Origin of the sequence: Aromatoleum sp. (genome assembly GCF_032027225.1) — a bacterium.
Taxonomy (GTDB): domain Bacteria; phylum Pseudomonadota; class Gammaproteobacteria; order Burkholderiales; family Rhodocyclaceae; genus Aromatoleum.
Window position 1 is genome coordinate 13,851 of the sequence record NZ_JAVSMM010000025.1, and the last position, 25,342, is coordinate 39,192.

General features: G+C 67.4%; 22 protein-coding genes. 5 read left to right on the top strand and 17 right to left on the bottom strand.

The genetic code is table 11. The features are described 5' to 3' along the window. Window positions 1-63 precede the first annotated feature (63 nt). Entirely contained in the window at window positions 64-2,046 is a 1,983-nt protein-coding gene (locus tag ROZ37_RS20090) for a UvrD-helicase domain-containing protein (RefSeq protein ID WP_312662320.1), read from the bottom strand. 114 nt (window positions 2,047-2,160) lie between these two features. Then, window positions 2,161-2,844: a DUF4197 domain-containing protein gene (locus tag ROZ37_RS20095; protein WP_312662323.1), complete on the bottom strand. Its 684-nt coding sequence runs from the start codon at window positions 2,842-2,844 to the stop codon at window positions 2,161-2,163. A 221-nt stretch (window positions 2,845-3,065) separates the two neighbouring features. On the opposite strand from ROZ37_RS20095, the gene dksA reads away from it, so the two are divergent. Continuing rightward, window positions 3,066-3,494, top strand: coding sequence for an RNA polymerase-binding protein DksA (dksA, locus tag ROZ37_RS20100; RefSeq protein WP_312662325.1), 429 nt, complete (start codon window positions 3,066-3,068; stop codon window positions 3,492-3,494). Here dksA and ROZ37_RS20105 read toward each other — a convergent pair whose 3' ends face one another. The 15 genes from ROZ37_RS20105 to ROZ37_RS20175 all read right to left on the bottom strand — a co-directional run bounded on the left by ROZ37_RS20105 (window position 3,495) and on the right by ROZ37_RS20175 (window position 20,990). Then, the gene (locus ROZ37_RS20105) at window positions 3,495-4,118 is read right to left on the bottom strand and encodes a TetR/AcrR family transcriptional regulator (RefSeq protein ID WP_312662326.1); all 624 of its coding nucleotides are present in this window, start codon (window positions 4,116-4,118) and stop codon (window positions 3,495-3,497) included. Next, window positions 4,115-5,584, bottom strand: a complete 1,470-nt coding sequence (locus ROZ37_RS20110) for an efflux transporter outer membrane subunit (protein ID WP_312662328.1) — start codon at window positions 5,582-5,584, stop codon at window positions 4,115-4,117. Before ROZ37_RS20110 ends, ROZ37_RS20105 begins: the two co-directional genes overlap by 4 nt. Continuing rightward, window positions 5,577-8,747 carry an efflux RND transporter permease subunit gene (locus ROZ37_RS20115; protein ID WP_312662329.1) on the bottom strand — a complete coding sequence of 1,057 codons (3,171 nt, stop codon included), beginning with the start codon at window positions 8,745-8,747 and terminating at the stop codon, window positions 5,577-5,579. Before ROZ37_RS20115 ends, ROZ37_RS20110 begins: the two co-directional genes overlap by 8 nt. A gap of 26 nt (window positions 8,748-8,773) precedes the next feature. Continuing rightward, a complete protein-coding gene (locus ROZ37_RS20120) occupies window positions 8,774-10,012 on the bottom strand; it encodes an efflux RND transporter periplasmic adaptor subunit (RefSeq protein ID WP_312662330.1) in 1,239 nt (412 codons plus the stop codon). Window positions 10,013-10,251: 239 nt separating this feature from the next. Beyond that, on the bottom strand, window positions 10,252-11,199 hold the full coding sequence (gene lipA / locus ROZ37_RS20125; protein ID WP_312662331.1) for a lipoyl synthase: 948 nt from the start codon (window positions 11,197-11,199) through the stop codon (window positions 10,252-10,254). 41 nt (window positions 11,200-11,240) lie between these two features. Beyond that, window positions 11,241-11,933, bottom strand: a complete 693-nt coding sequence (gene lipB / locus ROZ37_RS20130) for a lipoyl(octanoyl) transferase LipB (RefSeq protein ID WP_312662332.1) — start codon at window positions 11,931-11,933, stop codon at window positions 11,241-11,243. After that, window positions 11,934-12,197, bottom strand: a complete 264-nt coding sequence (locus ROZ37_RS20135) for a DUF493 domain-containing protein (RefSeq protein ID WP_312662333.1) — start codon at window positions 12,195-12,197, stop codon at window positions 11,934-11,936. 1 nt (window position 12,198) lies between these two features. Beyond that, a complete protein-coding gene (locus ROZ37_RS20140) occupies window positions 12,199-13,056 on the bottom strand; it encodes a D-amino acid aminotransferase (RefSeq protein ID WP_312662335.1) in 858 nt (285 codons plus the stop codon). Between the two features lie 13 nt (window positions 13,057-13,069). After that, complete coding sequence (locus ROZ37_RS20145) at window positions 13,070-14,197, bottom strand: D-alanyl-D-alanine carboxypeptidase family protein (protein ID WP_312662336.1); 1,128 nt, start codon at window positions 14,195-14,197, stop codon at window positions 13,070-13,072. Window positions 14,198-14,307: 110 nt separating this feature from the next. After that, window positions 14,308-15,351 carry a septal ring lytic transglycosylase RlpA family protein gene (locus tag ROZ37_RS20150; protein WP_312662338.1) on the bottom strand — a complete coding sequence of 348 codons (1,044 nt, stop codon included), beginning with the start codon at window positions 15,349-15,351 and terminating at the stop codon, window positions 14,308-14,310. An 11-nt stretch (window positions 15,352-15,362) separates the two neighbouring features. Next, window positions 15,363-16,505, bottom strand: a complete 1,143-nt coding sequence (gene rodA, locus ROZ37_RS20155) for a rod shape-determining protein RodA (protein ID WP_312662340.1) — start codon at window positions 16,503-16,505, stop codon at window positions 15,363-15,365. Further along, window positions 16,502-18,484: a penicillin-binding protein 2 gene (gene mrdA / locus ROZ37_RS20160; protein WP_312662342.1), complete on the bottom strand. Its 1,983-nt coding sequence runs from the start codon at window positions 18,482-18,484 to the stop codon at window positions 16,502-16,504. Before mrdA ends, rodA begins: the two co-directional genes overlap by 4 nt. A gap of 3 nt (window positions 18,485-18,487) precedes the next feature. Further along, a complete protein-coding gene (gene mreD, locus ROZ37_RS20165; RefSeq protein WP_312662344.1) occupies window positions 18,488-19,009 on the bottom strand; it encodes a rod shape-determining protein MreD in 522 nt (173 codons plus the stop codon). A gap of 3 nt (window positions 19,010-19,012) precedes the next feature. Next, window positions 19,013-19,900, bottom strand: coding sequence for a rod shape-determining protein MreC (mreC, locus tag ROZ37_RS20170; protein WP_312662345.1), 888 nt, complete (start codon window positions 19,898-19,900; stop codon window positions 19,013-19,015). A gap of 46 nt (window positions 19,901-19,946) precedes the next feature. Beyond that, window positions 19,947-20,990 carry a rod shape-determining protein gene (locus ROZ37_RS20175; protein ID WP_312662346.1) on the bottom strand — a complete coding sequence of 348 codons (1,044 nt, stop codon included), beginning with the start codon at window positions 20,988-20,990 and terminating at the stop codon, window positions 19,947-19,949. Between the two features lie 105 nt (window positions 20,991-21,095). Between ROZ37_RS20175 and gatC the strand changes: the two genes are divergently transcribed. From gatC to ROZ37_RS20195, 4 genes are all read left to right on the top strand, one after another. Further along, on the top strand, window positions 21,096-21,383 hold the full coding sequence (gene gatC, locus ROZ37_RS20180) for an Asp-tRNA(Asn)/Glu-tRNA(Gln) amidotransferase subunit GatC (RefSeq protein ID WP_312662347.1): 288 nt from the start codon (window positions 21,096-21,098) through the stop codon (window positions 21,381-21,383). Between the two features lie 61 nt (window positions 21,384-21,444). Continuing rightward, on the top strand, window positions 21,445-22,917 hold the full coding sequence (gatA, locus tag ROZ37_RS20185) for an Asp-tRNA(Asn)/Glu-tRNA(Gln) amidotransferase subunit GatA (protein WP_312662348.1): 1,473 nt from the start codon (window positions 21,445-21,447) through the stop codon (window positions 22,915-22,917). Window positions 22,918-22,924: 7 nt separating this feature from the next. Further along, complete coding sequence (gene gatB, locus ROZ37_RS20190) at window positions 22,925-24,400, top strand: Asp-tRNA(Asn)/Glu-tRNA(Gln) amidotransferase subunit GatB (RefSeq protein ID WP_312662366.1); 1,476 nt, start codon at window positions 22,925-22,927, stop codon at window positions 24,398-24,400. An 86-nt stretch (window positions 24,401-24,486) separates the two neighbouring features. Next, entirely contained in the window at window positions 24,487-25,308 is an 822-nt protein-coding gene (locus ROZ37_RS20195; RefSeq protein WP_312662367.1) for a class II glutamine amidotransferase, read from the top strand. The last annotated feature ends 34 nt before the right edge of the window (window positions 25,309-25,342 follow it).

Genomic DNA, 25,342 nt, shown 5'->3' on the forward strand with positions numbered 1-25,342 from the left:
ATGGGATTGGGACGAGCGATACGGCGACCGGAAAGAGACGCGGGCCCGCGCCACGCGGGCACTTCAGCGCCCTTCGAGCATCGCCATCAGGTTCGCGATCCGCGCCCGGCCTTCTTCCTTCGACACCGGCGCATTCGACTTGCGGTCGTTGAGTTTCACGTCGCCGCCCATCTCCTCGATGAAGCGCGACGGCTCGCAGGTGCGCGTTTCCTTGCCGGCCTTGCGCCGCTCGCACCACGTGATGTTGAGGCTGCGCTGCGCGCGCGTGATGCCGACGTACATCAGGCGGCGTTCTTCCTCGATCTTGTCCTCGTCGATCGACGACTGGTGCGGCAGCAGCCCTTCCTCGACGCCGATCAGGAACACGTGCTTGAACTCGAGGCCTTTCGACGCGTGCAGCGTCGCGAGCTGCACGCCGTCGAACTCGGCGTCTTCCTTGTCGAGCATCGAGATCAGCGCGATCGTCTGCGTCAGCTCGACGAGATTCTTGCCGTCCTCCTCGCCCTTCCTGCCCAGCCAACCGACGAAGTCGCGCACGTTGCTCCATTTCGACTCCGCCTCGCGCGTGTCGAGATGTTCGAACAGCCACGCCTCGTAGCGGATCGCCGCGAGGAGATCCTCGAGCACGCGCCCGGCCGGTTCGCGGTGCGCGCGGTACTGGATGCGGTTGATGAAGTTCGCGAACTCCTGCACCTGTTCGAGCTGGCGCGCGTTCAGCGCATGCCCCGCGCCTTCCTCGAAGCACGCGGCGAACAGGCTCACGTGGCGGCGGCCGGCGTAGTTGCCGAGCGCCTCGATCGTGACCGCGCCGACGCCGCGGCGGGGCGTCGTGATCGCGCGGATGAACGCGAGGTCGTCGTCCTCGTTCATCAGAAGGCGCAGATACGAGATCAGGTCGCGGATCTCGGCCTTGTCGAAGAACGACTGCCCGCCCGAAATCACGTACGGGATCTTCTGGTTCCGCAGCTGCTGCTCGATCACCCGCGCCTGATGGTTGCCGCGGTACAGGATCGCGTAGTCGCCGAACTTCGTACGGTGCTCGAACTTGTGCGCGCTGATCTTCGACGCGACCCACTCCGCTTCGTGGTCGGCGTCACGGCATGCGGTCACGGCGATCTGCTCACCATCGCCGTGCTCGGACCACAGGCGCTTCTCGAACAGCTTCTCGTTGTTCGAGATCACCGTGTTCGCCGCGGTCAGGATGCGTCGCGACGAGCGGTAATTCTGCTCGAGCTTGATGACCTTCAGCTTCGGATAGTCCTGCTGCAGGAGCTTCAGGTTCTCGACGTCGGCGCCACGCCACGCGTAGATCGCCTGGTCGTCGTCGCCGACCGCGGTGAAGGCGCCGCGCACGCCGGCCAACTGGCGCAGCAGCCGGTACTGCGCGCGGTTCGTGTCCTGGTATTCGTCGACGAGGAGATAGCGCAGCTTGTTCTGCCAGCGCTCGCGCACGTCCGGGTGTTCTTCGAAGAGCCGCACCGGCAGCGAGATCAGATCGTCGAAATCGACCCCCTGGTACGCGCGCAGCGTGCGTTCGTATTCCGAATACAGCAAGGCCGCCGCCGACGCGAGCTCGTCGTCGGCGAGCTGCGCCGCTTCCTCGGGCGTCACCATCGCGTTCTTCCAGCCCGAGATCTGCCACTGCATCGCTTTCGCGCGCGCCTTGTCGGATTCGCGCGAGAGCTCGGCGACGATCTGCACCGTGTCGGACGCGTCGAGGATCGAGAACTGGGGCTTCAGCCCGCAGTGCTTCGCCTCCTGGCGGACGATCTTCACGCCGAGCGCGTGGAAGGTGCACACCGTGAGCCCGCCCGGCGCGCGGCCGCCCATCAACCCGGCGACCCGCTCCTGCATCTCCTTCGCCGCCTTGTTCGTGAAGGTGATCGCGGCGATGTTGGCCGGATTGAGCCCGCACTCGTTGATCAGGTGCGCGATCTTGTGCGTGATGACCCGCGTCTTGCCGCTGCCGGCGCCGGCCAGCACGAGGCTCGGGCCGTCGAGATAGCGGATCGCTTCGCGCTGCGGGACATTCAGGAGGGCGGACATGGCAGAGGCTGCGGGCGGAAAAAAGAGCGCCGTCGGCGAGGGCGGCGCCGGCGGATTTTACCGTATCGCCCGCGCCCGGCCGCCGACGTTACAACCGGCGACGGGCGCGAGCGGCTATCGGCCGAGCGCGCCGAAAACCTTCTTCGCGAGCGCGCCGCCGGCGGAGAGCGGATCCGCACGGATGGCGCGCTCCTCTTCCGCGATCATCAGATAGAGCCCGTCGAGCGCCTTGCGCGTGACGTAGTTCTCGATCTGCGCGTCCTCCGGCTTCATGACGCCGAAACTGGCGACTTGCGAGGCGAGCCGGTTGTACTGGCCGGCGAGCGCGAGCTGCTCGGTGTGCTTCTTGACGATAGGCAGGAAGCGGTCGGTCAGCGCCGCCTGGGTCTTGTCGCGGAAATATGCGGTCACCGAATCGTCGCCGCCGGTGAGCACGCGCTTCGCGTCCTCGACGCCCATCTGCCGCACCGCGCCGACGAGCAGCGTCTTCGCTTCGGGCACCGCGGCCTCGGCGGCGCGGTTCATCGACGTCACGAGCGCGTCGAGGTCCTTGCCGCGCCCGGCCATGCGGATCAGCGGCTCGGCCTGCTCGAGCGCGGACGGCAGCGGGATCCTGACCTTCGGATTGCCGAGGAAGCCACCGTCGCGGCCGAGCAGCTCGACCGCGCGCGACGCGCCTTGCGTCAGCGCCTCCTTCAGACCCCCTGCCGCTTCGGTGGTGGTGAGGTTGTCCAGACCTGCGGCCCACGCGGGCACGCAAACGGCAAACATGAGGACGGCGCGCAAGATCGAACGCATGGAATCCCTCCGGCACGGTGACGACGGAAAAACCAACGCAAGCATACTCGCGCGACGCCATCGCGGACACGAAACCATCACCGGGTCCGCCGACAAGCGGCAGGGGTCACACCGGCGGCGCCCCGGCACTATCCCCTCCGGAGCGGATCACATACAGTGTCCCCTGTGGCTGCCGGCGCGCAACGCTGCGCGCACCGGCAGCGGACTTCGGGGAGAACGCGATGAATGCCAGAGCAGCACGAAACGGCCAGCTCGACGAAACGGACCTGCTCGCGATGCCGGCCGACGAATACATGAACGACGAGCAGCTCGCCTTCTTCCGCGCGCGCCTGCTCGCCCTGCAGGCCGAACTGCGCGAGAACAGCGAACAGACGCGTTCGAATCTGCGCGAGACCGTCGCCACCCCGGACGAAGCGGACCGCGCGACGCAGGAAGAGGAACAGGTCCTCGAACAGCGGATCCGCGACCGCGAGCTCAAGCTGCTGCACAAGGTCGAAGCGGCGTTGCGCCGCATCGACGACGGAACCTACGGCTACTGCGAGGCGACCGGCGAGCCGATCGGCGTCGGCCGGCTGCTCGCCCGTCCGACCGCGACCCTGAGCCTCGAGGAGCAGGAGCGCCACGAGCGCGAGGAACGTTTCTACCGTTGATCAGGCCGGCTCGTCGTTCCCGGGGACCTGTCGGTCGATCAGCATCGCGACGACCCGGGCGACGACCGGCGCCACCGTTTCCCGGTCGATCGTCGGATTGCGCAGGCTGCGCAGCATCAGGCCGTCGAACAGCGCCATCAGGACTTCGACGCGCGCCTGCACTTCCTCCGGCTCGCGGTACAGGTTCCGCTGCGCGAGCGCCGCCCCGAGCAGACTCCCGAGCTTTTCGCGCCCCTGCACGTCGGCATTGCGCACCACCATGGCAAGCTTCGGATTGCGCCCGGCCTCGGCGAGAATCTCCATGCGCAGCGCCGTATCCGACCCCGCGAGCTGACTCTCGACGCCGCACGCGACCTGGTCGAGCATCGCCTGCACGACGTCGTCCGCGCGCTGCATCGCGTCCACTTTCGCGAGCAACTCCGCCTGCTCGCGCTCGACGATCATGCCGATGACGTCTTCCTTGTTCTCGAACAGGTTGTAGATGTGCCCCGGGCTGATTCCCGCGGTCTTCGCGATCTGCGCCATGCTCGCGCCGTGGAAGCCGCTCTTGTGGAAACACTCGGCGGCCGCATCGAGCACCTGCTGACGCCGCGCTTCGAGGCGGTCGGAGTCGGCGAGGCTCATTGCGCTTCGCGTCCCAGCGCGCCGACGACCGGTGTCGAAGCGGAGGTTCCCGCGTCGAGGCCACCGCCGAGCGCGCGGTACAAGGTGACGAGGTTGAGCTGCTGCTCGAGTTCCGCCCCGATGCGCCCCTGGCGCGCGGCATACAGCGCGCGCTGGGCGTCGAGGACGCCGAGGTAGTCGTCGACGCCGCTTTGGTAGCGCGCTTCGGACAGGCGATGCGCCTGCTCGGCCGCGCCGACGAGGTCGGTCTGCGCCTGCAGCTGCTCGCCGAGCGTCATGCGGAAGCCGAGCGCGTCCGAGACTTCGCGGAACCCGACCTGGATCGCCTGTTCGTACTCGGCGACGCGGATGTCGCGTTCCGCCTCCGCGACCTGCAGCCCCGAGCGGTTGCGCCCGTGGTCGAAGATCGGCAGCGTGATCTGCGGCATGAACGCCCAGGTGCCGGAGCCGGCGCCGAACAGATCGGACAGCGCGGCGCTCGCGGTGCCGGCCGACGCAGTCAGCGAGATGCGCGGATAGAACGCGGCGCGCGCGGCGCCGATGTTGGCATTCGCCGCCAGCAGCTGCCGTTCGGCCTGAACGACGTCGGGTCGTTGCAGCAGGACTTCGGACGGCAATCCGGCCGGCAGTTCGGTCAAGGTCGGCGCGACGAGGACGTCGCCGGGCAACCATTCGTCGCGTAGCGGGACGCCGGCAAGCAGCGCGAGCGCGTTGCGGTCGGCGGTGACGAAGCCGGTAAAGCGCGCGACGTCCGCCCGCGCGGCGTCAACCGTCGTCTGCGCCTGCCGCACGTCGAGGTCGGACGATACGCCGAGTTCGAAGCGGCGCCGGATCAGGTCGTACGACGAGCGCTGGCTCGCGAGCGTCGCCTGCGCGAGTTCGAGCCGGCGCTGGTCCGCGGCGAGCTGCAGGTAGGCGCGCGCGACTTCGGCGACGAGGCCGATCTGCGTCGCACGTCGCGCGTCTTCGGACGCGAGGTATTCCTGCAGTGCGGCGTCGCGCAGGCTGCGCACGCGCCCGAAGAGGTCGAGCTCGTAGGCGCTGACGCCGAGTGTGACGCTGTATTGGCGACTGACGCCGGTGCGGCCGCTGGTGGACAGGGTCTCCGGAATTCGCTGCGCCGTCTCGCTCGCACCGGCAGAGACCGTCGGCAGCACGTCGGCCTCGCGGACGCCGTAAAGGCCGCGCGCGCGCTCGATGTTGAGCGCCGCGATGCGCAGGTCACGGTTGCTGCCGAGGGCGGCGTCGATGACGTCGCGCAGCTTCGGATCGGTGAAGAACTCGCGCCAGCCGATCTCGCGCGTCGGAACCGCAGCCGCCGGCCCGGCGTCTGCAACGGCGAAACGGTCCGGCACCGGAAGGGCGGGGCGCTGGTAGTCGGGCGCCATGCTCGCGCACGCGGAGAGCACCGCGGCGCAAAGTGTCGCAAGCAGCAGGTTGGCAGGACGGCTGGCCGGCTTATGCATTGGTGTTCCCCTCGGGAATCGTGTTCGACGCCGCCGCGGGCGCGGCGGGCGTTTCCGTCCGCGTCGCCGGGAACACGCGGCGCACGACGACGAAGAACAGCGGGATGAAGAAGATGCCGAGAAGCATCGCGCTGATCACGCCGCCGAGCACGCCGGTGCCGATCGCATTCTGACTGCCGGAGCCGGCCCCGCTCGAAATCGCGAGCGGCAGCACGCCGAGGCCGAACGCGAGCGACGTCATCAGGATCGGCCGCAAGCGCAGGCGCACCGCTTCGAGCGTCGCGTCCATGAGGCTCTTGCCGTACTGCTCCATCTGCTCCTTCGCGAACTCGACGATCAGGATCGCGTTCTTCGCCGACAGGCCGATCGTCGTCAGCAGGCCGACCTGGAAATACACGTCGTTCGACATTCCGCGCAGGCTCGCCGCGACCAGTGCGCCGAGGACGCCGAGTGGCACGACGAGCATCACCGAGAACGGGATCGACCAGCTCTCGTACAGCGCAGCGAGACAGAGGAACACGACGAGCATCGAAATCGCGTACAGCGCAGGCGCTTGCGAACCCGACAGCCGCTCCTGGTACGACAGCCCGGTCCAGGCGACGCGTACACCTTCGGGGAGCTGTTCGGCGAGCTTCTCGATCGCATCCATCGCCTCGCCGGTGCTGCGGCCCGGCGCCGCCTGGCCGAGGATCTGCACCGCGGACACGCCGTTGTAGCGCTCGAGCCGCGGCGAGCCGCTGTCCCAGCCGACGGTCGCGAACGCCGAGAACGGCACCATCTCGCCCTGGTCGTTGCGAACGCGCCAGTCCTTCAGATCCGCCGGCATCATCCGGAACGGCGCGTCGGCCTGTATGTAGACTTTCTTCACCCGACCGCGATCGATGAAATCGTCGACGTACGAACCGCCCCATGCGCTCGACAACAACTCATTGATCGACGCGACCGATACGCCGAGCGCTCCGGCCTTGGCCTGGTCCACATCGACGCGCAACTGCGCCGTGTCGTCGAGACCGTTCGGGCGCATGCCGACGAGTATCGGGTTTTGCGCGGCGAGCCCGAGGAGCTGGTTGCGCGCCTCCATCAGCCGTTCGTGGCCGATCCCGGCGGCGTCCTGGAGATAGAAGTCGAAGCCGGTCGCGTTGCCCAGCTCGATGATCGCCGGCGGCGCAAACGCGAACGCCAGCGCGTCGCGGTATTGCGAAAACGCGCCCATCGCACGTGCCGCGATCGCCGCAACGCCGTGTTCGTGGCCGGGGCGCTCAGCCCAGTCCTTCAGGCGCACGAACGCGATCGCCATGTTTTCGCCGCGGCCGGCGAAGCTGAAGCCGGCGACCGAAAACACCGATTGGACGGTCTCCTTCTCGCCCTCGAGGAAATGCTGCTCCATGCGCTTGACCACCTCGAGCGTGCGCTGCTGGGTCGCGCCAGCCGGCAACTGGACCTGCGCGAACATCAGGCCCTGATCCTCGTCCGGCAGGAAGGATTGCGGCATGCGCATGAAGAGCACGCCGAGGCCGACGACGATCAGCGCGTAGATGACGAGATAGCGCCCACGCTTGCCGAGCATCCGCCCGACGACGCCTTGATAGCGCGTCGTCGTGCGGTCGAAGCTGTCGTTGAACCACCTGAAGAAACGGCCTTCGCTGTAGTGATGCCCCTTCTCCACCGGCTTCAGTATCGTCGCCGTCAGCGCCGGCGTCAGGATCAACGCGACAAGCACCGACAGCGCCATCGCGGACACGATCGTGATCGAGAATTGCCGGTAGATCACGCCGACCGAACCGCCGAAAAACGCCATCGGCACGAGCACCGCGGACAGCACCAGACCGATCCCGACCAGCGCGCCGGTGATCTGGTCCATCGATTTCCGCGTCGCCTCTTTCGGCGACAGCCCTTCCTCGGTCATCACGCGTTCGACGTTCTCGACGACGACGATCGCGTCATCGACGAGCAGGCCGATCGCGAGCACGATGCCGAACATCGTCAGCGTGTTGATCGTGAAGCCGAGCGCCGCCATCACGGCGAAGGTGCCGAGCAGCACGACCGGCACCGCGATCGTCGGGATCAGCGTCGCACGGAAGTTCTGCAGGAACAGGTACATCACGAGGAAAACGAGGATCACCGCCTCGATCAGCGTTTCCACGACGCCTTTGATCGACACTTCGACGAAGGGCGTGGTGTCGAACGCAATGACGGGCCGCATGCCCTCGGGCATGTTCTCGGCGAGGCGGTCGAGTTCGGCGCGGACCCGGTCTGCGGTGTCGAGCGCGTTCGCGCCGGTCGCGAGCTTGACCCCCAGACCGCCCGCAGCCTTGCCGTTGTACCGCGCGTCGATCGCGTAGCTCTCGGCGCCGATTTCGACCCGTGCCACGTCGCGCAGGTAGACGACGCCGCCTTCCGGCGCCGTGCGCAGCAGGATCGCCTCGAACTGCTGCGGCGTCTGCAGCCGGGTCTGCGCGGTGATCGTCGCGTTGATCTGCTGGCCTCGTTCGGCGGGCGACGCGCCGAGCTGACCGGCCGAGACCTGCGCGTTCTGGGCGCGAATCGCGGCCGCGACGTCCGACGGCGTGAGGTTGTACTGGTTCAGCTTGTTCGGATCCAGCCACACCCGCATCGCGTACTGCGCACCGAATACCTGGACTTCTCCGACTCCCTGGACGCGACTCAGCGGGTCCTGGACGTTTGCCGCCACGTAGTCGGAAAGGTCCGCACGGTCGAGCCGCGGATCGTCGGACACGAAGCCGACGACCATCAGGAAGTTCACGCGCGACTTCACGACGCGCACGCCCTGCCGCTGAACTTCCTGCGGCAGCAGCGGCATCGCCGTCGACAGCTTGTTCTGCACCTGCACCTGCGCGATGTCGGGATCGGTGCCGGCGTCGAAAGTCAGCGTGATCTGCGCGTTGCCCGACGAGTCGCTCGTCGACGACAGATAGGTCAGGCCGTCGAGACCCTGCATCTTCTGCTCGATGACCTGGGTGACGGTGTCCTCGAGCGTCTTCGCGGACGCGCCGGGGTAGACCGCGTTGATCGACACCTGCGGCGGCGCGATCGGCGGGTACTGCTCGACCGCGAGCGTGCGGATCGACAGCGCGCCGGCAAGCATCAGGATGATCGCGATCACCCACGCGAAAATCGGGCGATCGATGAAGAAACGTGGCATCTGGAAATCTCCTGGGTCGCGGAGCCTTACTTCGCCGCAGTCGGCTTGGCGGGCTCGGCCGCAGTCGGCTTGGCGGGCTCGGCCGCGGTGGGCGCCGGCGGGGCCGTCGCGGCCTTCGCAGCGGGCTCGGCGACCTCGGCAGCCATGCCGGGTCGCAGCTTCTGCAACCCGTCGAGGATCAGCCGGTCGCCGGCGGCGAGTCCGTCGGTGACGAGCCACTGGTCACCGACCGCGCGCTCGACTTTCAGCTCGCGCTGCTGAACCTTGCCGTCCTCGCCGAGCAGCAAGGCGGTCGCATTGCCCTTCGGATCGCGCATCACCGCGGCTTGCGGGGCGAGGATCGCATGCTCCGACACGCCTTCCTCGAGCACCGCGTTGACATACATGCCGGGCAGCAGCGTGTGGTTCGGGTTCGGGAACACGGCGCGCAGCGTCACGTTGCCGGTGCCCGGATCGACAGTCGTCTCGGCAAACTGCAAGGTGCCCGCGAGCGGGTATTCGCTGCGGTCCTCCAACACGAGCTTCACGCCCGCCTTGTCGCCCGCGACGCGCTTGAGCCGGCCTGCAGCGAAATCGCGCTGCAGCGCAAGCAGCTCGCTGCTCGCGCGCTGGATGTCGACGTAGATCGGGTCGAGCTGCTGCACGGTGACCATCGTGGCTGCCTGGTTCGCCGTCACGAGCGCGCCGGGCGTCACCGACGAGCGGCCGGCCTGACCCGAGATCGGCGCGCTGACGCGGGTGTAATCGACGTTGATCTGCGCCGCCCTGACCGCCGCCTTCGCGGTGGCGACGTCGGCCTCGGCCTGCTTCAGGGCCGCGGTCGCGTCGTCGCGCGCCTGGCGGCTCACCGCGTTGATGCCGACGAGCTCGTCGAAGCGTTGCGCCTTCAGCCGCGCGGTCGCGACGTTCGCGTCCGCCTTCGCGAGACCGGCCTTCGCGCTCGCGAGCTCGGCTTCGTAAGTCGCCGAGTCGATGCGGTACAGGGTCTGCCCCGCCTTGACGCGGGCGCCTTCGTCGAACAGGCGCTCCTCGACGATGCCGCTGACCTGCGGGCGCACCTCGGCAACGAGATAGGGCGCCGTGCGGCCCGCAAGCTCGGTGCTGAGCGTGACCGGCTGCGGCGCGATCGTCAGGACCGCCACTTTCGGAGGAGGCGGCGCGGCCTGCGCAGCGGCCTTGTTGTCGTTGCCGCCGCAGGCGGCGAGCAGGACCGGAACGCAAATGACGGCGACCGCCAGGGCGCGCGGTGCGGACGGGAATTTCATCTTTGGTCTGCCTTCGGAGTGCAGTGAATGAACGTTCATTCTAAAGATGCGCGCCCTGTTGTGCAATGCAAAAACAGAAGGAGACGCGCGCCGGACAAGGGAATCGGACTGCCGAATGTTGGAGGGCGGACATTACGACCGGTCGAGGCGCCACGCGTTCCGACAGCTTGCCCGTGCACTTGTCACAGGCAAAAAAAAGAGACCCCGCAGGGTCTCCCTCTATCCGGCCCGACTGGTACTCAGACGACGCCCGCGCCGTGCGCCTGCTGGTCCGCCCAGTAGCTCGAGCGCACCATCGGCCCGCAGGCGGCATTCTTGAAGCCCATCGCGAGTGCCTCGGTCTCGAACATCTTGAAGGTATCCGGATGCACGTAGCGCAGCACCGGCAGGTGGCCGGTCGACGGCTGCAGGTACTGGCCGATCGTCAGCATCTCGACGTCGTGCGCGCGCAGGTCGCGCATCACCTCGAGAATCTCGTCGTCGCTCTCGCCGAGGCCGACCATCAGGCCGGACTTCGTCGGCACATCGGGGTGACGCGCCTTGAATTCCTTCAACAGCCGCAGCGAGTACGCGTAGTCCGCGCCTGGGCGCGCCTGCCTGTAGAGCCGCGGCACCGTCTCGAGGTTGTGATTCATGACGTCCGGCGGCGCCTGATCGAAGATCTCGAGCGCAACTTCGAGCCGGCCGCGGAAGTCCGGCACGAGGACTTCGATGCGCGTCTTCGGCGACGCCGCGCGCGTCTCCCGGATGCAGTCGACGAAGTGCTGCGCGCCGCCGTCACGCAGGTCGTCGCGGTCCACGCTGGTGATGACGACGTAGTTGAGCCGCATAGCGCCGATCGTCGCCGCGAGCTCCGTCGGCTCGTTCGCATTCAGCGGTTCGGGCCGGCCGTGGCCGACGTCGCAGAACGGGCAGCGGCGCGTGCAGATGTCGCCCATGATCATGAAGGTCGCGGTGCCCTTGCCGAAGCATTCGTGGATGTTCGGACAGGAGGCTTCCTCGCACACCGTGTGCAGCTTGTGCTCGCGCAGGCTCGCCTTGATCTCGTTGAAGCGCTCGGCTTCCTGCCCCGCGCCGAGGCGGATGCGGATCCATTCGGGCTTCTTCAGGCGCTCGGCCGGAACGATCTTGATCGGGATGCGGGCCGTCTTGTCGGCGCCACGCTGCTTGCGTGCGGTGTCTTCCATCGGGGTCTCTCTAATTTTCTGTCTGTGGGGGTTGGCGTGGATCAGGCCTGCCTGGCATCGACAGGAGCGGCCGGCGGCAGCAGTCGCAGGAAGTGGCCGAGCAGGCGTTCGCCGACGCGATCCACGTCGTCGGCGACGCCGAAATCCTTCAGCCGGATCGTCTCCAGCCCCTCGTAGCCGCAGGGGTTGATCCACGAGAACGGCGCGAGGTCCACGTCGACGTTCAGCGCCAGGCCGTGATAGCTGCGGCCGTTGCGCACGCGCAGGCCGAGCGCGGCGATCTTCGCGCCGTCGATATACACGCCGGGCGCGCCGTCCTTGCGCTCGGCGCGGAGCCCGTAGTCGGCGAGGCAGTCGATGACCGTCTGCTCCATCAGCGACACCAGCTCGCGCACCTTCAGGTGCCGCCGATGCAGGTCCACGAGCAGATACGCGACGAGCTGGCCGGGCCCGTGGTAGGTGATCTGGCCGCCGCGGTCGATCTTCACGAGCGGGATGCCGGTCTCCCGCAGCAGATGTTCCGGCCGCCCGGCCTGACCCAGCGTATATACCGGCGGATGCTGCAGCAGCCAGACTTCGTCCGGCGTCGCGGCGTCGCGCGCATCGGTGAAGGCGCGCATCGCCTGCCACGTCGGTTCGTAGTCGACGAGGCCGAGGCGGCGGACGGTCGCGTCGTGCGCGACCGTAGCCGGGGGCTCAGCGACGCGAGCGGCGGCCGCAGCGGCGACGGTCATCTACAGCACCACCTTGATGAGCGGGTGCGAGCTCAACTCACGGTACAGCGCGTCGAGCTGCGCCTGCGACAGCGCGCGGATCGTGCAGGTCAGCGCAAGGTAATTGCCCTTGCTCGACGGACGCATCTCGACCGACGCCGGGTCGAAGTCCGGTGCATGCCGCACGACGACGCCGACGACCGCCTGCGCGAACTCATCGACGCGTGCGCCCATGATCTTGATCGGGAAATCGCACGGGAATTCGATCAGCGTCTCGCGGCTCATCTCAGCCACCTCGCATCACCGTTGTCTTGAATTGCTGGTACCACGCGTACATCTGCCGTCCGACCGGTCCGGGGCGGCCCGCGCCGACCGGGCGGTCGTCGAACGTCGTGATCGCGAGGACTTCCTTGGTCGACGACGTCATCCAGATTTCCTCCGCGCCGCGCACCTCGTCTTCGAGGATCTCGCGGACCTCGTGCGGCAAGCCGTGGCACGCCGCGAGTTCGAGCACGACGTCGTAGGTCACGCCGGGCAGCATCAGGTGGCTCTTCGGCGGCGCGAGCATCACGCCGTCCTTGACGATGACGATGTTCGACGCCGAGCCTTCCGTCAGAAAACCGTCGCGGAACAGCACCGTCTCCGCGCAACCACTGTCGACCGCCAGCTGGCGCAGCAGGCAGTTCGCGAGCAGCGCCGTGCTCTTGAGGTCGCAACGCAGCCAGCGGAAATCGGCCGCGCTGACGGCGCTGACCCCGTTCTCCAGCTGGACCGCCGGCGCGGTCACGAGTTCGTCGCTCATCAGGAAAACCGTCGGATGCGTCGGCACCGGAAACGCGTGGTTGCGCCGCTCGCCGCAGCCGCGCGACACCTGCAGGTACACCGACTGGTCATCCCACGGGTTGCGCGCGACGATCTCGTCGATGATCGCCGCCCATTCCGACGGCGTATGCGGGTTCGGCAGCCGGATCGCGTCGAGCGTGTTCGCGAGCCGCTGCAGGTGCTGCCCGAGCCGGAAAGGCCGGCGCGAGTAGACCGGGATCACTTCGTAAGCGCCGTCGCCGAACAGGAAGCCGCGGTCGAGCGGCGAGATCCGCGCGTCCGCGAGAGGCCCGTACTTCCCGTTCAGAAAACAGACGCTCATGCCCGCCGCTGCCTCAAAGGCTCTTGATCCACAGCCGGATCGTGTCCCACAGCCGGCCGAAGAAGCCGGCGACCGGGACGTCCTGCAGCGCGACGACCGCATACTCGCCGAGCGACTTGCCGTCGAGGCTGAGCTGCATCGTGCCGAGCTGCTGCCCTTTCTGGATCGGCGCGACGACCGGTTGCTGGCTGACGAGCGAGATCTGGACCTTGTCCGACTGGCCCTTCGGCAGCGACATCACGAAGTCGTCGAGGAAGCCGACCGCGACGTCGTCGTCCTTGCCCTTCCAGACCTGGAAGCGCGACAGCTCCTGCGCGCTCGAATAGAGCTTCACGGTGTCGTAGAACTGGAAACCGTAGTTCAGCAGCTTCAGCGATTCCTGCGCGCGGATCGTGTCCGAGTCGGTACCGAGGACGACCGAGATCAGGCGCCGGGGACCGCGCTGGGCCGACGAGATCAGGCAATAGCCCGCGGTGCTGGTGTGACCGGTCTTCATGCCGTCCACCGTCGTGTCGAGCCACAGCAGACGGTTGCGGTTCGGCTGCGTGATCTTGTTGTACGTGTATTCCTTCTGCGAGTAGTACCGGTAGTACTCGGGGAAGTCGCGGACGATCGCGGTCGCGAGCAGCGACAGGTCGCGCGCGGTGGTGTAGTGCTGCTCGTGCGGCAGGCCGGTCGAATTGACGAAATTCGTGTTCGTCATGCCGAGCCGCTTCGCCTCCGCATTCATCATGTGCGCGAAAGACTCCTCGCTGCCGGCGATCAGTTCCGCGAGCGCGACGCAGGCGTCGTTGCCCGACTGGATGATCACGCCGGGAATCAGCTCACCGACCGTGACGGGACGGGTCGGCTCGATGAACATCCGCGAGCCTTCCATCCGCCATGCCCGCTCGGACACCGGCACGATCTGCTCGAGCGTCAGCGAGCCGCTTTTCAGCGCCGCGAAAGTCAGGTACGCCGTCATCAGCTTCGTCAGCGACGCCGGTTCGATGCGGGCGTCGGGCTCGCGCGCCGCGAGCACCTGCCCTGTCGCGTGATCCATCAACAGCCACGCCTTGGCGGCGAGCGCCGGGGGCGGAACGTTCTGCGCGGAAGCGGAAAAGGAGAGAAGGGCGAACAGCAGGGCAATGAAGAAACGCATGAGTACCTGAACGGGAAGCGCGAAGGGAGGAAGAACGGCGAAGGGAAGAATTATAGAGGCTCGAAGCGGGAAAACCGGCGCACTGCCGATCCCGTACGGGTGAGCCTGTTTCAACGTGTAACGACGAACGGCCGGATCTTGAGCGCTTCCGCGATCTTCCCCGCTTCCGCGCGAGCCTCGTCCGCCGACGCGAAAGGCCCGAGATGGAGCCGGTAGCGACCACCGTCGTCATGCACCGCGAGCCGGTCGGCGAAGGATTCGAACTCGTGGCGCACGAGCCCGAGAAAACCCTCGGCGTTCGCGACCGACGAGAAGGTGCCGAGCTGGAGGAAGACTTTCGGGTCGGCACGCAGTCCCATTCCACCCGGGCGAAGCCCGGAGGACGTCGTCGCGCCGGCGTCGGCCAGCCGTTCGATCGCATCGGCCTCGCGCTCCCGATGCTCGTCGGGCGGCACCTCGTTGAGAAACTGTTTGCGGCCGGGCAACGGCGGGACCGGCGTCGCGGTCGCGACGACTTCGATGTCGCCGGGCACGATCGTCTCGACCTCGACGAGTGCGCTGCCGGCATTCAAGTAGCCCAGTCGATGCGCGGCGGTATACGACAGGTCGATGATGCGTTCCTTGTGGAACGGCCCGCGATCGTTCACGCGCACGACGACCGAGCGACCGTTCGCCGGATTGGTCACGCGGGCGTAGCTCGGGATCGGCAATGTCGGGTGCGCCGCCGTCATCCCGTACATGTCGTAGGACTCGCCGCTCGACGTCGGCTTGCCGTGGAAACGCCGCCCGTACCAGCTCGCCCGGCCGCGCTCGCGAAACGCCGTGACCGACGTGGCCGGCACGTAATCCTCGCCGAACACGTTGTATGGCCGGTTCGCGAAACGATGCAGCGGTTCGACCCGCGGGACGGCGTCGGGCACGTCGTCGAGGTTCGCGGGCACGTTGTCGCCGGGACCGTCGTCCTTGTAATACCCGCCACCGCGCGCCTTGGTCGACGGCGGAGCCTGGCGGGAAGCGGAGGGTTTCACGCTCGGCTGTTCGACGTCGCGCGACGGCACCGAGCCGCAGGCGGCGAGCGCGAGTGCGAGGACGGCGCCGATCAGCGCTGCAACAGGGCGGGAGCGGGTCCCGGAAGCATTTTTTTGTGGCGGCACGGGGACCTCTTTCAGCCTTGTGCGATCGCGCGACTGCGCTGGATGCTCATCAGGATACCGACGCCCAGACACAGCGTGACGAGCGCAGTTCCCCCATAGCTGATGAACGGCAGCGGCACCCCCACGACCGGGAGGATGCCGCTTACCATTCCCATGTTCACGAAAGCGTACGTGAAGAAGATCATCGTGATCGACCCGGCGAGCAGGCGGGCGGCGAGCGACGGCGCCTGCAGCGCGATCGTGAAGCCGCGCAGCAGCAGCAGCAGGTAACTCGCGAGCAGCACGAGCGTGCCGACCAGGCCGAACTCCTCGGCGAGCACCGAGAAGATGAAGTCCGTGTGGCGCTCGGGAATGAACGACAGGTGCGTCTGCGTCCCCTCCATCCAGCCCTTGCCGACCACGCCGCCCGAGCCGATCGCGATCGTCGACTGGATGATGTGGAAGCCCTTGCCGAGCGGATCCTGGGTCGGATCCAGCAGCGTGCAGACGCGGTGCTTCTGGTATTCGCGCAGCACCTGCCAGTCGACATCCGGCTGGCAGATCTGATCTCCGAAGCCGACGATCGCGCCGACGCCGACGATACCGACGAACGCGACCGGGACGATCAGCTTCCACGACAGTCCGGCGAAGAAGATCACGTAGAAACCGGCGGCGGTGACGAGCAGGCTCGTGCCGAGGTCGGGCTGCACGAGGATCAGCCCGACGGGCACGACGAGGAGCACGCCGGCGAGGATGAAGTCGCGCAGCCCGATCTGCCCTTCGCGCTGCTGGAAATACCACGCCAGCATCAGCGGCATCGCGATCTTCATCAGTTCGGACGGCTGGATCCGCGTGATGCCGATGTCGAGCCAGCGCGTCGCGCCCTTCGACGTCTCGCCGAACAGGTCGACGGCGACGAGCAGCAGCACGCCGACCGCGTACAGCGGCAGTGCGAGCGACAGCAGGCGTTGCGGCGAGAGGCGCGCGGCGAGCCACATCGCCGACAGCGCGACGGCGGCATTCCCGAACAGCGACGGAATGCGCTCGGGCGACGCGCTCTGCATCAGCACGAAGGCGTAGCCGAGGATGACCGCGAGCAGCACGAAGAGCACCGGATCGATCGGTCGAAGCGCCGCGCGCAGCAGGTTCAGCGGATGGAAACGTGGATCCGTCATCGCTCGGCCTCCGTGCGCAGCAGGTCCATGTCGGGCCCCGCATCCTGTCCGTGTTCGGCCGATCCGTCGTGCCCTGCGTGCCCGTCGTCCGGGTCGCCGTCGCGCGCGTCGGCGTCTTCGCGCGCCGGTTCGCTGCCGCGGTTGCCGAGCAGGTGGTAGTCGATGACCTGTCGCGCGATCGGTGCCGCCGACTGCGCGCCGAAACCGCCGTTTTCGACCAGGACCGCAAGCGCGATGGTGGGGTTCTCGGCCGGCGCATAGGCGATGAACCACGAATGGTCGCGCAGGCGTTCGGTGACGCGCCCGGCGACGTATTTCGAGCCCTTCAATGAATACACCTGCGCGGTGCCGGTCTTGCCGCCGGCGCTGTACGGCGCACCCGCAAACGCGCGGGCGCCGGTGCCGCTCTTGTTCACGTCAACCATCGCCTGCCGGACCGCGGCGAGATGTTCGGCCTGCAGCGGCAGCCGACGCAGCGGTTCCGGCTCGACGACGCGGCGCCCGCCGCTCACGGTATCGACGACGTCATGCACGACGTGCGGCCGGAAGACATTTCCGCCGTTGACGACGGTCGCCAGCGCGTTCGCGAGTTGCAACGGCGTGTACGCGTTGTAGCCCTGGCCGATACCGACCGAGATCGTCTCGCCGCCGTACCAGCGCTGATGTTCGACCTTGCGGAAGCGCCCGCGCTTCCACTCCGGCGACGGCAGCACGCCTTCGGCCTCACCGGGGATGTCGATGCCGGTGCGCGTGCCGAAACCGAGCGGCCCCATGAAGTTCGCGATGCCGTCGATGCCGAGATCGTTCGCGAGCTGGTAGTAGTAGGTGTTGCACGACACGACGATGGACTTGTGTAGATCGACCGAGCCGTGGCCGCCGATCTTGTCGTCCATGAAGCGGCGCCCGGCGAACATGAAGTAGCCGGGGTCGGCGATCGTCTGTTTCGCGGTGCGCTTGCCGGTCTCGAGCGCTGCGAGCGCCATGAACGGCTTGAACGTTGAGCCCGGCGGATAGGTGCTGTAGATCGCACGGTTGAGGAGCGGATGATCCGGCGAGTCGTTGAGCGCGGTCCAGTCCGCGGTCGAAATCCCGTCGACGAACAGGTTCGGGTCGAAGGTCGGCTTCGACGCGAGCGCAAGAATGCCGCCGTTCCTCGGGTCGATCGCGACGAGCGCGCCGCGGCGATCGCCGAATGCCGCTTCGGCGACCTTCTGCAGCTCGATGTCGAGCGTCAGTTGCAGGTCGCGGCCCGCGGTCGCCGGCGTGCGCGAGATCAGCCGCACCGCGCGGCCGCCGGCATTGACCTCGACCTGCTCGACGCCAGTCACGCCGTGCAGATCGGCTTCGTAGCTCAGCTCGAGCCCGCTCTTGCCGATGTGGTCCGAGCCGCGGTAATTCGCCGTTTCGCCGCGTTCCTCGATCCGTTCCTCGTCGCGCACGTTGATGCGGCCGATGTAGCCGACGATGTGCGACCCCAGTTCGCCTTGTGGATAGTCGCGGAACAGCCGCGCGCGCACTTCGACGCCGGGGAAGCGATAGCGCCGCGCGACGAACCGGGCGACCTCCTCGTCGCTGAGGCGATTGCGGATCGGCACGCTCTCGAAGTTCCGGCTTTCTTCGAGAAGCTTGCGAAAGCGGCGCCGGTCACGCGCATCGATCGTGATGATTTCGCCGAGATCCTCGATCGTCGCATCGAGATCCGCGACGCGCGACGGGGTGATCTCGAGCGTGTACGCGGCGAAGTTGCGTGCGAGCACGACGCCGTTGCGGTCGAGGATCGCGCCGCGGTTCGGCACGATCGGCAGCAGGGCGATGCGATTGTCCTCGGCCCGGGTATGGAAATAGTCGTGCTGCACGACCTGCAGGAAGTAGAACCGCGCCGCGAGCAGACCGAAGCAGACGACGATGAAGAGCCCGGCGACAAGGACGCGGCGGCGGAAGCGCGCGAGTTCCTGTTCTGGCGTGCGAAATTCCGTCATGCCTCAGATCGGCCGGTTGTCGTCCCGGTCCACCGGCTGGAACTGCGGCAACAGCAACACGAAATGCAGCGGAAACCACAACGCGACGCCGGTGAAGCTCGACAGGAAATACCACCAGCCGGGAAACTCCGCGCCGGCGACGAGGCGCACGAGCACCATGATGATCTGCGCCAGCAACAGCAGCGGCAGCACGTGCAGCGCCTGCTGCAGCGGCGAGAACCAGAGCACGCGCCGCGACACCGACATCGCGAGGTAGGCGAGCACCACGTAGGCGAGCGCGTGCTGCCCCATCGCCGCGCCCTGGCCGATATCGACGAGCAGGCCGAAGACGAACGCCGTCCCCATGCCGACCCGCATCGGCTCGCGGATGCACCAGAACGCGAGCACGAGCGGCACCCAGTCCGGCACGCCGGGCAGACGCCCGGTCGGGATGTACGTGAGGCCGAGCGCGACGAACAGGCTCAGGAACACGAAGCCGTTCTTCGCGGGCAGCAGGATGCGGCTCGATCGGTGCGTGGGCTGCAAAGTCTATCCCTGTCGTTTCGGTTGCGCCGCGGCCTCGGCGGGACGCGGCGGAGTCGGTTCGGCGCGGCCGAGCACGAGCACCTGGGTCGTGCGCTCGACCCCGGCGACGGGTTCGCAGACGATAATCGCGAACGTGTCGGACTCGCGATCCACGCTGACGACTTCGGCGACCGGCAGGCCGGCGAGGAACATCCCGTCGAGACCCGAGGTGTCGAGCCGATCGCCCGCCTTCACGTCGACGCCCGACAGCGTGAAGCGCAATTCGAGGCGACCGTGTCCCGCGCCGAACAGCACGCCGCGCAGCCCGTTGCGCGCGACCTGCACCGGCACCGCCTGATCCTTGTCGGTGAGGAGCGTCACTTCGGCCTGCACCGGGTAGACCCGCGTGACCTGACCGATCATCCCCTGAGCGTTGACGACCGCCATTCCGGCCTCGACCCCGTGCTGGCTGCCGCGGTCGAGAATCACCTTGCGCGAAAACGGATCGGGCGCATCGTACAGGATCTCGGCGGCGACGCTGTGCACGCCGACCGCCGGCGCCATCCCCAACAGCTCGCGCAGCTGCGCGTTGTCGCGTTCGACCTGTTCGAAGCGCAGCAGCCGCTGCGCGGCTTCGAGCTGGCTGTGCCGCAGCTCGGCGTTGTCCTTCTGCACTTCGACGAGTGTCGCGAAATACACGCCGGCGTCGCGGATGAAGTCCACGGGGGCGGCGGCGGCCATCTGCAACGGATACGTCGCGACCGACAGTCCCTGTCGCATCACTTCGAGGTAGCGGAAGCGCAGGTCGGCGACGAGCATCGCCAGGCATACCGAGACGAGCACGAACAGCCGCACCAGCGGCGTCGGTCCTTGCTTGAATATCGGCGGAGACTGGTGGCCGACCAGGGACATTGAGCAGCTAGCCGGGCGGCAGGGAAAGGTACGCCCGGGGTTCGTCTTATTCCGATGCGAAGATGGAACCGAGCTTGTCCATCTTTTCGAGCGCCATGCCGCAACCGCGGGCGACGCAGGTCAGCGGCTCGTCGGCGACGATGACAGGCAGACCGGTCTCTTCCATCAGCAGCCGATCGAGGTCGCGCAGCAGCGCACCGCCCCCGGTCAGCACCATGCCGCGGTCGGCGATGTCGGCGCCGAGTTCCGGCGGCGTCTGCTCGAGCGCGATCTTCACCGCGGAGACGATCTGGTTCAGCGGTTCGGTGAGCGCTTCGAGGATCTCGTTCGACGAAATCGTGAAGCTCCTCGGGATGCCTTCGGCGAGGTTGCGGCCCTTGACTTCCATCTCGCGGACCTCGGAGCCGGGAAACGCGGAGCCGATTTCCTTCTTGATGTTCTCGGCGGTCGTGTCGCCGATCAGCATGCCGTAGTTGCGGCGGATGTAATTGACGATCGAGTCGTCGAACTTGTCGCCGCCGACGCGCACCGAGCCGGCATAGACCATGCCGCCGAGCGAGATCACGCCGACTTCGGTCGTGCCGCCGCCGATGTCGACGACCATCGAGCCGGTCGCGTCGGACACCGGCAGGCCGGCGCCGATCGCCGCGGCCATCGGCTCCTCGATCAGATAGACCTGCGACGCACCGGCCGCGAGCGCGGCGTCGCGGATCGCACGGCGCTCGACCTGCGTCGAACCGCAGGGCACGCAGATGATGATGCGCGGGCTGGGCGAGAACATCCGCGAGTCGTGCACCTTCTTGATGAACTGCTTGATCATCTGCTCGGTGACGACGAAATCGGCGATCACGCCATCCTTCATGGGGCGGATTGCAGTGATGTTGCCCGGAGTCTTGCCGAGCATCTGCTTCGCCGCATGGCCGACGGCCTGAATCGTGCGCTTCGCGTTCGGACCGCCTTCGGTGCGGATCGCGACGACCGATGGCTCGTCGAGCACGATGCCTTTGCCGCGCACGTAGATCAGCGTGTTCGCGGTGCCGAGGTCGATCGCGAGATCGTTCGAGAAATAGGAACGCAGAAAACCAAACATGGAGAAGTCCGAGACCGGTGAAGATGGGCGGCTGCAAGCCCGGGCGGGCGGCAAACGAGTATGATAACCTTAAAGGCTTGTGGATTCAGCAGGTTTTGTTAGCCCATGTCGCTCTCCATTGAACAGGTCCAGCGCATCGCGGCACTCGCCCGGATCGAACTCGCCGCCGGCGACGCCGAGGCGACGCGCGACAAGCTCAACGGCATATTCGGCCTGATCGAACAGATGCAGGCCGTCGACACGAGCGGCGTCGAGCCGATGAGCCACCCGCAGGACGTCGCGCAGCGTCTGCGCGCCGATGTCGCAACAGAGCCCAATCGCCGCGACGAGTTCCAGCGCATTGCGCCGCAAACCGAAGCCGGCCTCTATCTCGTACCGAAGGTCATCGAATAAGGAACCACGCGCGCGGGGCGTCGCGGGCTTGCCCGGCGGCGCGCGCGGCGCTCCCCGAATTATGATCAACGCCAGCCTGACCGAACTGCGCGCCGCGCTCGACGCGAAGGACATTTCGAGCGTCGAGCTCGCGACGCTCTTCCTCGACCGCATCGACCGCCTGAACCCGGCGCTGAACGCCTTCATCACCGTCGACCGCGAAGGCGCCCTCGCCGCCGCGCGCGCGGCCGACGCACGAATTGCCGCCGGCAACGGCGGTCCGCTGACCGGCATCCCGCTCGCGCACAAGGACGTGTTCTGCACCGAAGGCGTGCTGACGACCTGCGGCTCGAAAATGCTGTCGAACTTCGTCAGTCCGTACGACGCGCACGTCGTCGAGCTGCTGAAGCGGGCCGGCGTGGTAAGCCTCGGTAAGACGAACATGGACGAGTTCGCGATGGGCTCGTCGAACGAGAACTCGCATTACGGCGCGGTGAAGAACCCGTGGGACGCGAGCCGCGTCCCGGGCGGCTCCTCGGGCGGTTCCGCCGCTGCGGTCGCCGCGCGCCTCGCCCCGATCGCGACCGGCACCGACACCGGCGGCTCGGTGCGGCAACCCGCCGCGCTGACGGGCATCACTGGCATCAAGCCGACTTACGGGGTCGTCAGCCGATACGGGATGATCGCCTACGCGAGTTCGCTGGACCAGGGCGGCGCGTTCGGCGCGTCGGCTGCCGACTGCGCGGCATTGCTGACGGCGATGGCGGGCTTCGACCCGCGCGACTCGACGAGCCTGGAACGTCCCGCCGAGGATTATTCGCGCGAACTCGCCGCGCCCGCCCAGCCCCGGCCGCTCGCCGGCCTGCGCATCGGCCTGCCGAAGGAATTCTTCGGCCCCGGGATGGCCGACGACGTGCGCACGGCGGTCGACGCGGCGCTCGACGAGTACCGCAAGCTGGGCGCGACGACGGTGGAGGTCAGCCTGCCGAACGCGCAGCTCGCGATCCCCGCGTACTACGTGATCGCGCCGGCCGAGGCGTCGAGCAACCTGTCGCGCTTCGACGGTGTGCGCTACGGCCATCGCGCGGCCGAGTACCGCGACCTCGCCGAGATGTACGCGAAGAGCCGCGCCGAAGGCTTCGGCGCCGAAGTCAAGCGCCGCATCCTGGTCGGCACCTACGTGCTGTCGCACGGCTACTACGACGCGTACTACCTGCAGGCGCAGAAGCTGCGGCGCCTGATCGCGCAGGACTTCCAGGCGGCGCTCGGCGACTGCGACGTGATCGCCGGCCCGACGAGCCCGACGACCGCGTGGACGATCGGCGAGAAATCCGACGACCCGGTGCAGATGTACCTGTCGGACATCTACACCATCGCCGTCAATCTCGCCGGCCTGCCCGGCCTGTCGCATCCCTGCGGCTTCGGCGCGGGCGATCTGCCGGTCGGCCTGCAACTCGTGGGCGACTATTTCTCGGAAGCGCGCCTGCTGAACGTCGCGCACCGCTTCCAGCAGGCGAGTGACTGGCACCTGCGCCGGCCGGCCGTCGCGGCCTGAACGGAGTCTGGACATGAGCAGAAACGACTGGGAAGTCGTCATCGGACTGGAAGTCCATGCGCAACTGAACACCGCGTCGAAGATCTTCTCAGCGGCCTCGACCGCGTTCGGCGCGGAACCGAACGTGCAGGCGTGCGCGGTCGATATCGCGCTGCCGGGGGTGCTGCCGGTGCTGAACCGCGGCGCGGTCGAGCGCGCGATCCGCTTCGGCCTCGCGATCGGCGCCGAAGTCGCGCCGAAGAGCGTCTTCGCGCGCAAGAACTACTTCTACCCCGACCTGCCGAAGGGCTACCAGATCAGCCAGTTCGAGCTGCCGGTCGTGCAGGGCGGCACGATCACGATCCGCGTCGGCGACGATGACAAGGCCTACGAGAAGACCGTGCGGCTGACGCGCGCGCACCTCGAGGAAGACGCCGGCAAATCGCTGCACGAAGACTTCCACGGCATGACCGGCATCGACCTCAACCGCGCCGGCACGCCGCTGCTCGAGATCGTCTCCGAACCCGACATGCGCTCGTCGGCCGAGGCGGTCGCGTACGCGCGCTCGCTGCACGCGCTAGTGCGCTGGATAGACATCTGCGACGGCAACATGCAGGAAGGCTCGTTCCGCTGCGACGCGAACGTCTCGGTGCGCCGCCCCGGCGGCCCGCTCGGCACGCGCCGCGAAATCAAGAACCTGAACTCGTTCCGCTTCCTGCAGCAGGCGATCGATTACGAGGTGCAATGGCAGATCGACACGATCGAGGACGGCGGCACGATCCAGCAGGCGACCGTGCTGTTCGACCCCGACACCGGCGAGACGCGGATGATGCGCTCGAAGGAAGAGGCGCACGACTACCGCTACTTCCCCGACCCGGACCTGCTACCGCTCGCGATCTCATCCGAATGTAAGGCGCGCGTGCAGGCGGAACTGCCCGAGCTGCCGGGTGCGATGAAAGCGCGCTTCGTCGAACAGGGGGGCCTGTCGGCCTACGACGCGACGACGCTGACGGCGTCGAAGGAAGTCGCCGACTTCTACCAAGCGACCGTCGATGCTGCGGGCGCCGCGCTCGCGAAACCGTGCGCGAACTGGGTCATGGGCGAGCTCGCCGCGCGGCTCAACAAGGCCGAGCTCGACGTCACCGAGTCGCCGGTCTCGCCGGCGCAGCTCGCCGGCCTCGTCGTGCGCATCGGCGACGGCACGATCTCGAACAACATCGGCAAGAAGGTGTTCGACGCGCTGTGGAACGGCGAAGGCGGAAAGGACGCAAGTTCGGCCGACGCAATCATCGAGGCGCAGGGCCTGCGCCAGATGAACGACAGCGGCGCAATCGAGTCGATCATCAACGAGGTCCTGGCAGCGAACGCGAAGTCGGTCGAGGAATTCCGCGCCGGCAAGGACAAGGCGTTCAACGCGCTCGTCGGCCAGGTCATGAAGGCGACGAAGGGCAAGGCGAATCCGGCGCAAGTCAACGAACTGCTGAAGCGCAAGCTCGAAAGCTGATCGGAGCGCGGGCCGCGCGCCCGCCGTCGTCCCGCGTCCGATCACTATAATGGGGACCGTTCAGGGACCCGACGAAGGGGTGCATGATGTGCCAGCTCCTCGGCATGAACTGCAACGTGCCCACCGACATCTGCTTCTCGTTCACCGGCTTTCGCGCGCGCGGCGGACTCACCGATCAGCACCGCGACGGCTGGGGCATCGCGTTCTTCGAGCAGCGCGGTGTGCGCCTCTTCCTCGACCCGCAGCCGAGCGCGCACTCGCCGGTCGCCGAACTCGTCCGCAACTACCCGATCCGCTCGCTGAACGTCATCGCGCATATCCGCAAGGCGACGCAAGGCGTCGTCCGCCTCGAGAACACGCACCCGTTCCAGCGCGAGCTATGGGGCCGCTACTGGATCTTCGCGCACAACGGCAACCTGCTCGACTACGCTCCCGAACTCTCCGGGCGCTTCGTGCCGGTCGGCTGCACCGATTCCGAGAAGGCGTTCTGCGACATCCTGCAAAGCCTCGCCGCCCGTTTTCCCGACGGCCAGCCGTCGGACGCTGCGCTGCACGCGGAATTGCGCGAACTCGCGATCCGCATCGGCAGCCACGGCGAATTCAACTTCCTGCTGTCGAACGGCGAACTCCTGTTCGCGCACTGTTCATCCCGTCTCGCCTACATCGTGCGCCAGGCACCCTTCACCGTCGCGCACCTGTCGGACCAGGACGTCACCGTCGACTTCAACGAGCAGACGACGCCGAACGATCGCGTCGCGCTGATCGCGACGCTGCCGCTCACCGATAACGAGGTCTGGCAACAGATGACGCCGGGTTCGCTGCTCGCATTCCGCGACGGCGCGCCCGAAGCCTTGGGTGAGACGCGGACGATCGCGGCCCGGCGGGACCCGGCAACCGGCGGCGCGTGACTTCTCCCCTTCGCAGCGCCATGCCGAAAGGCTA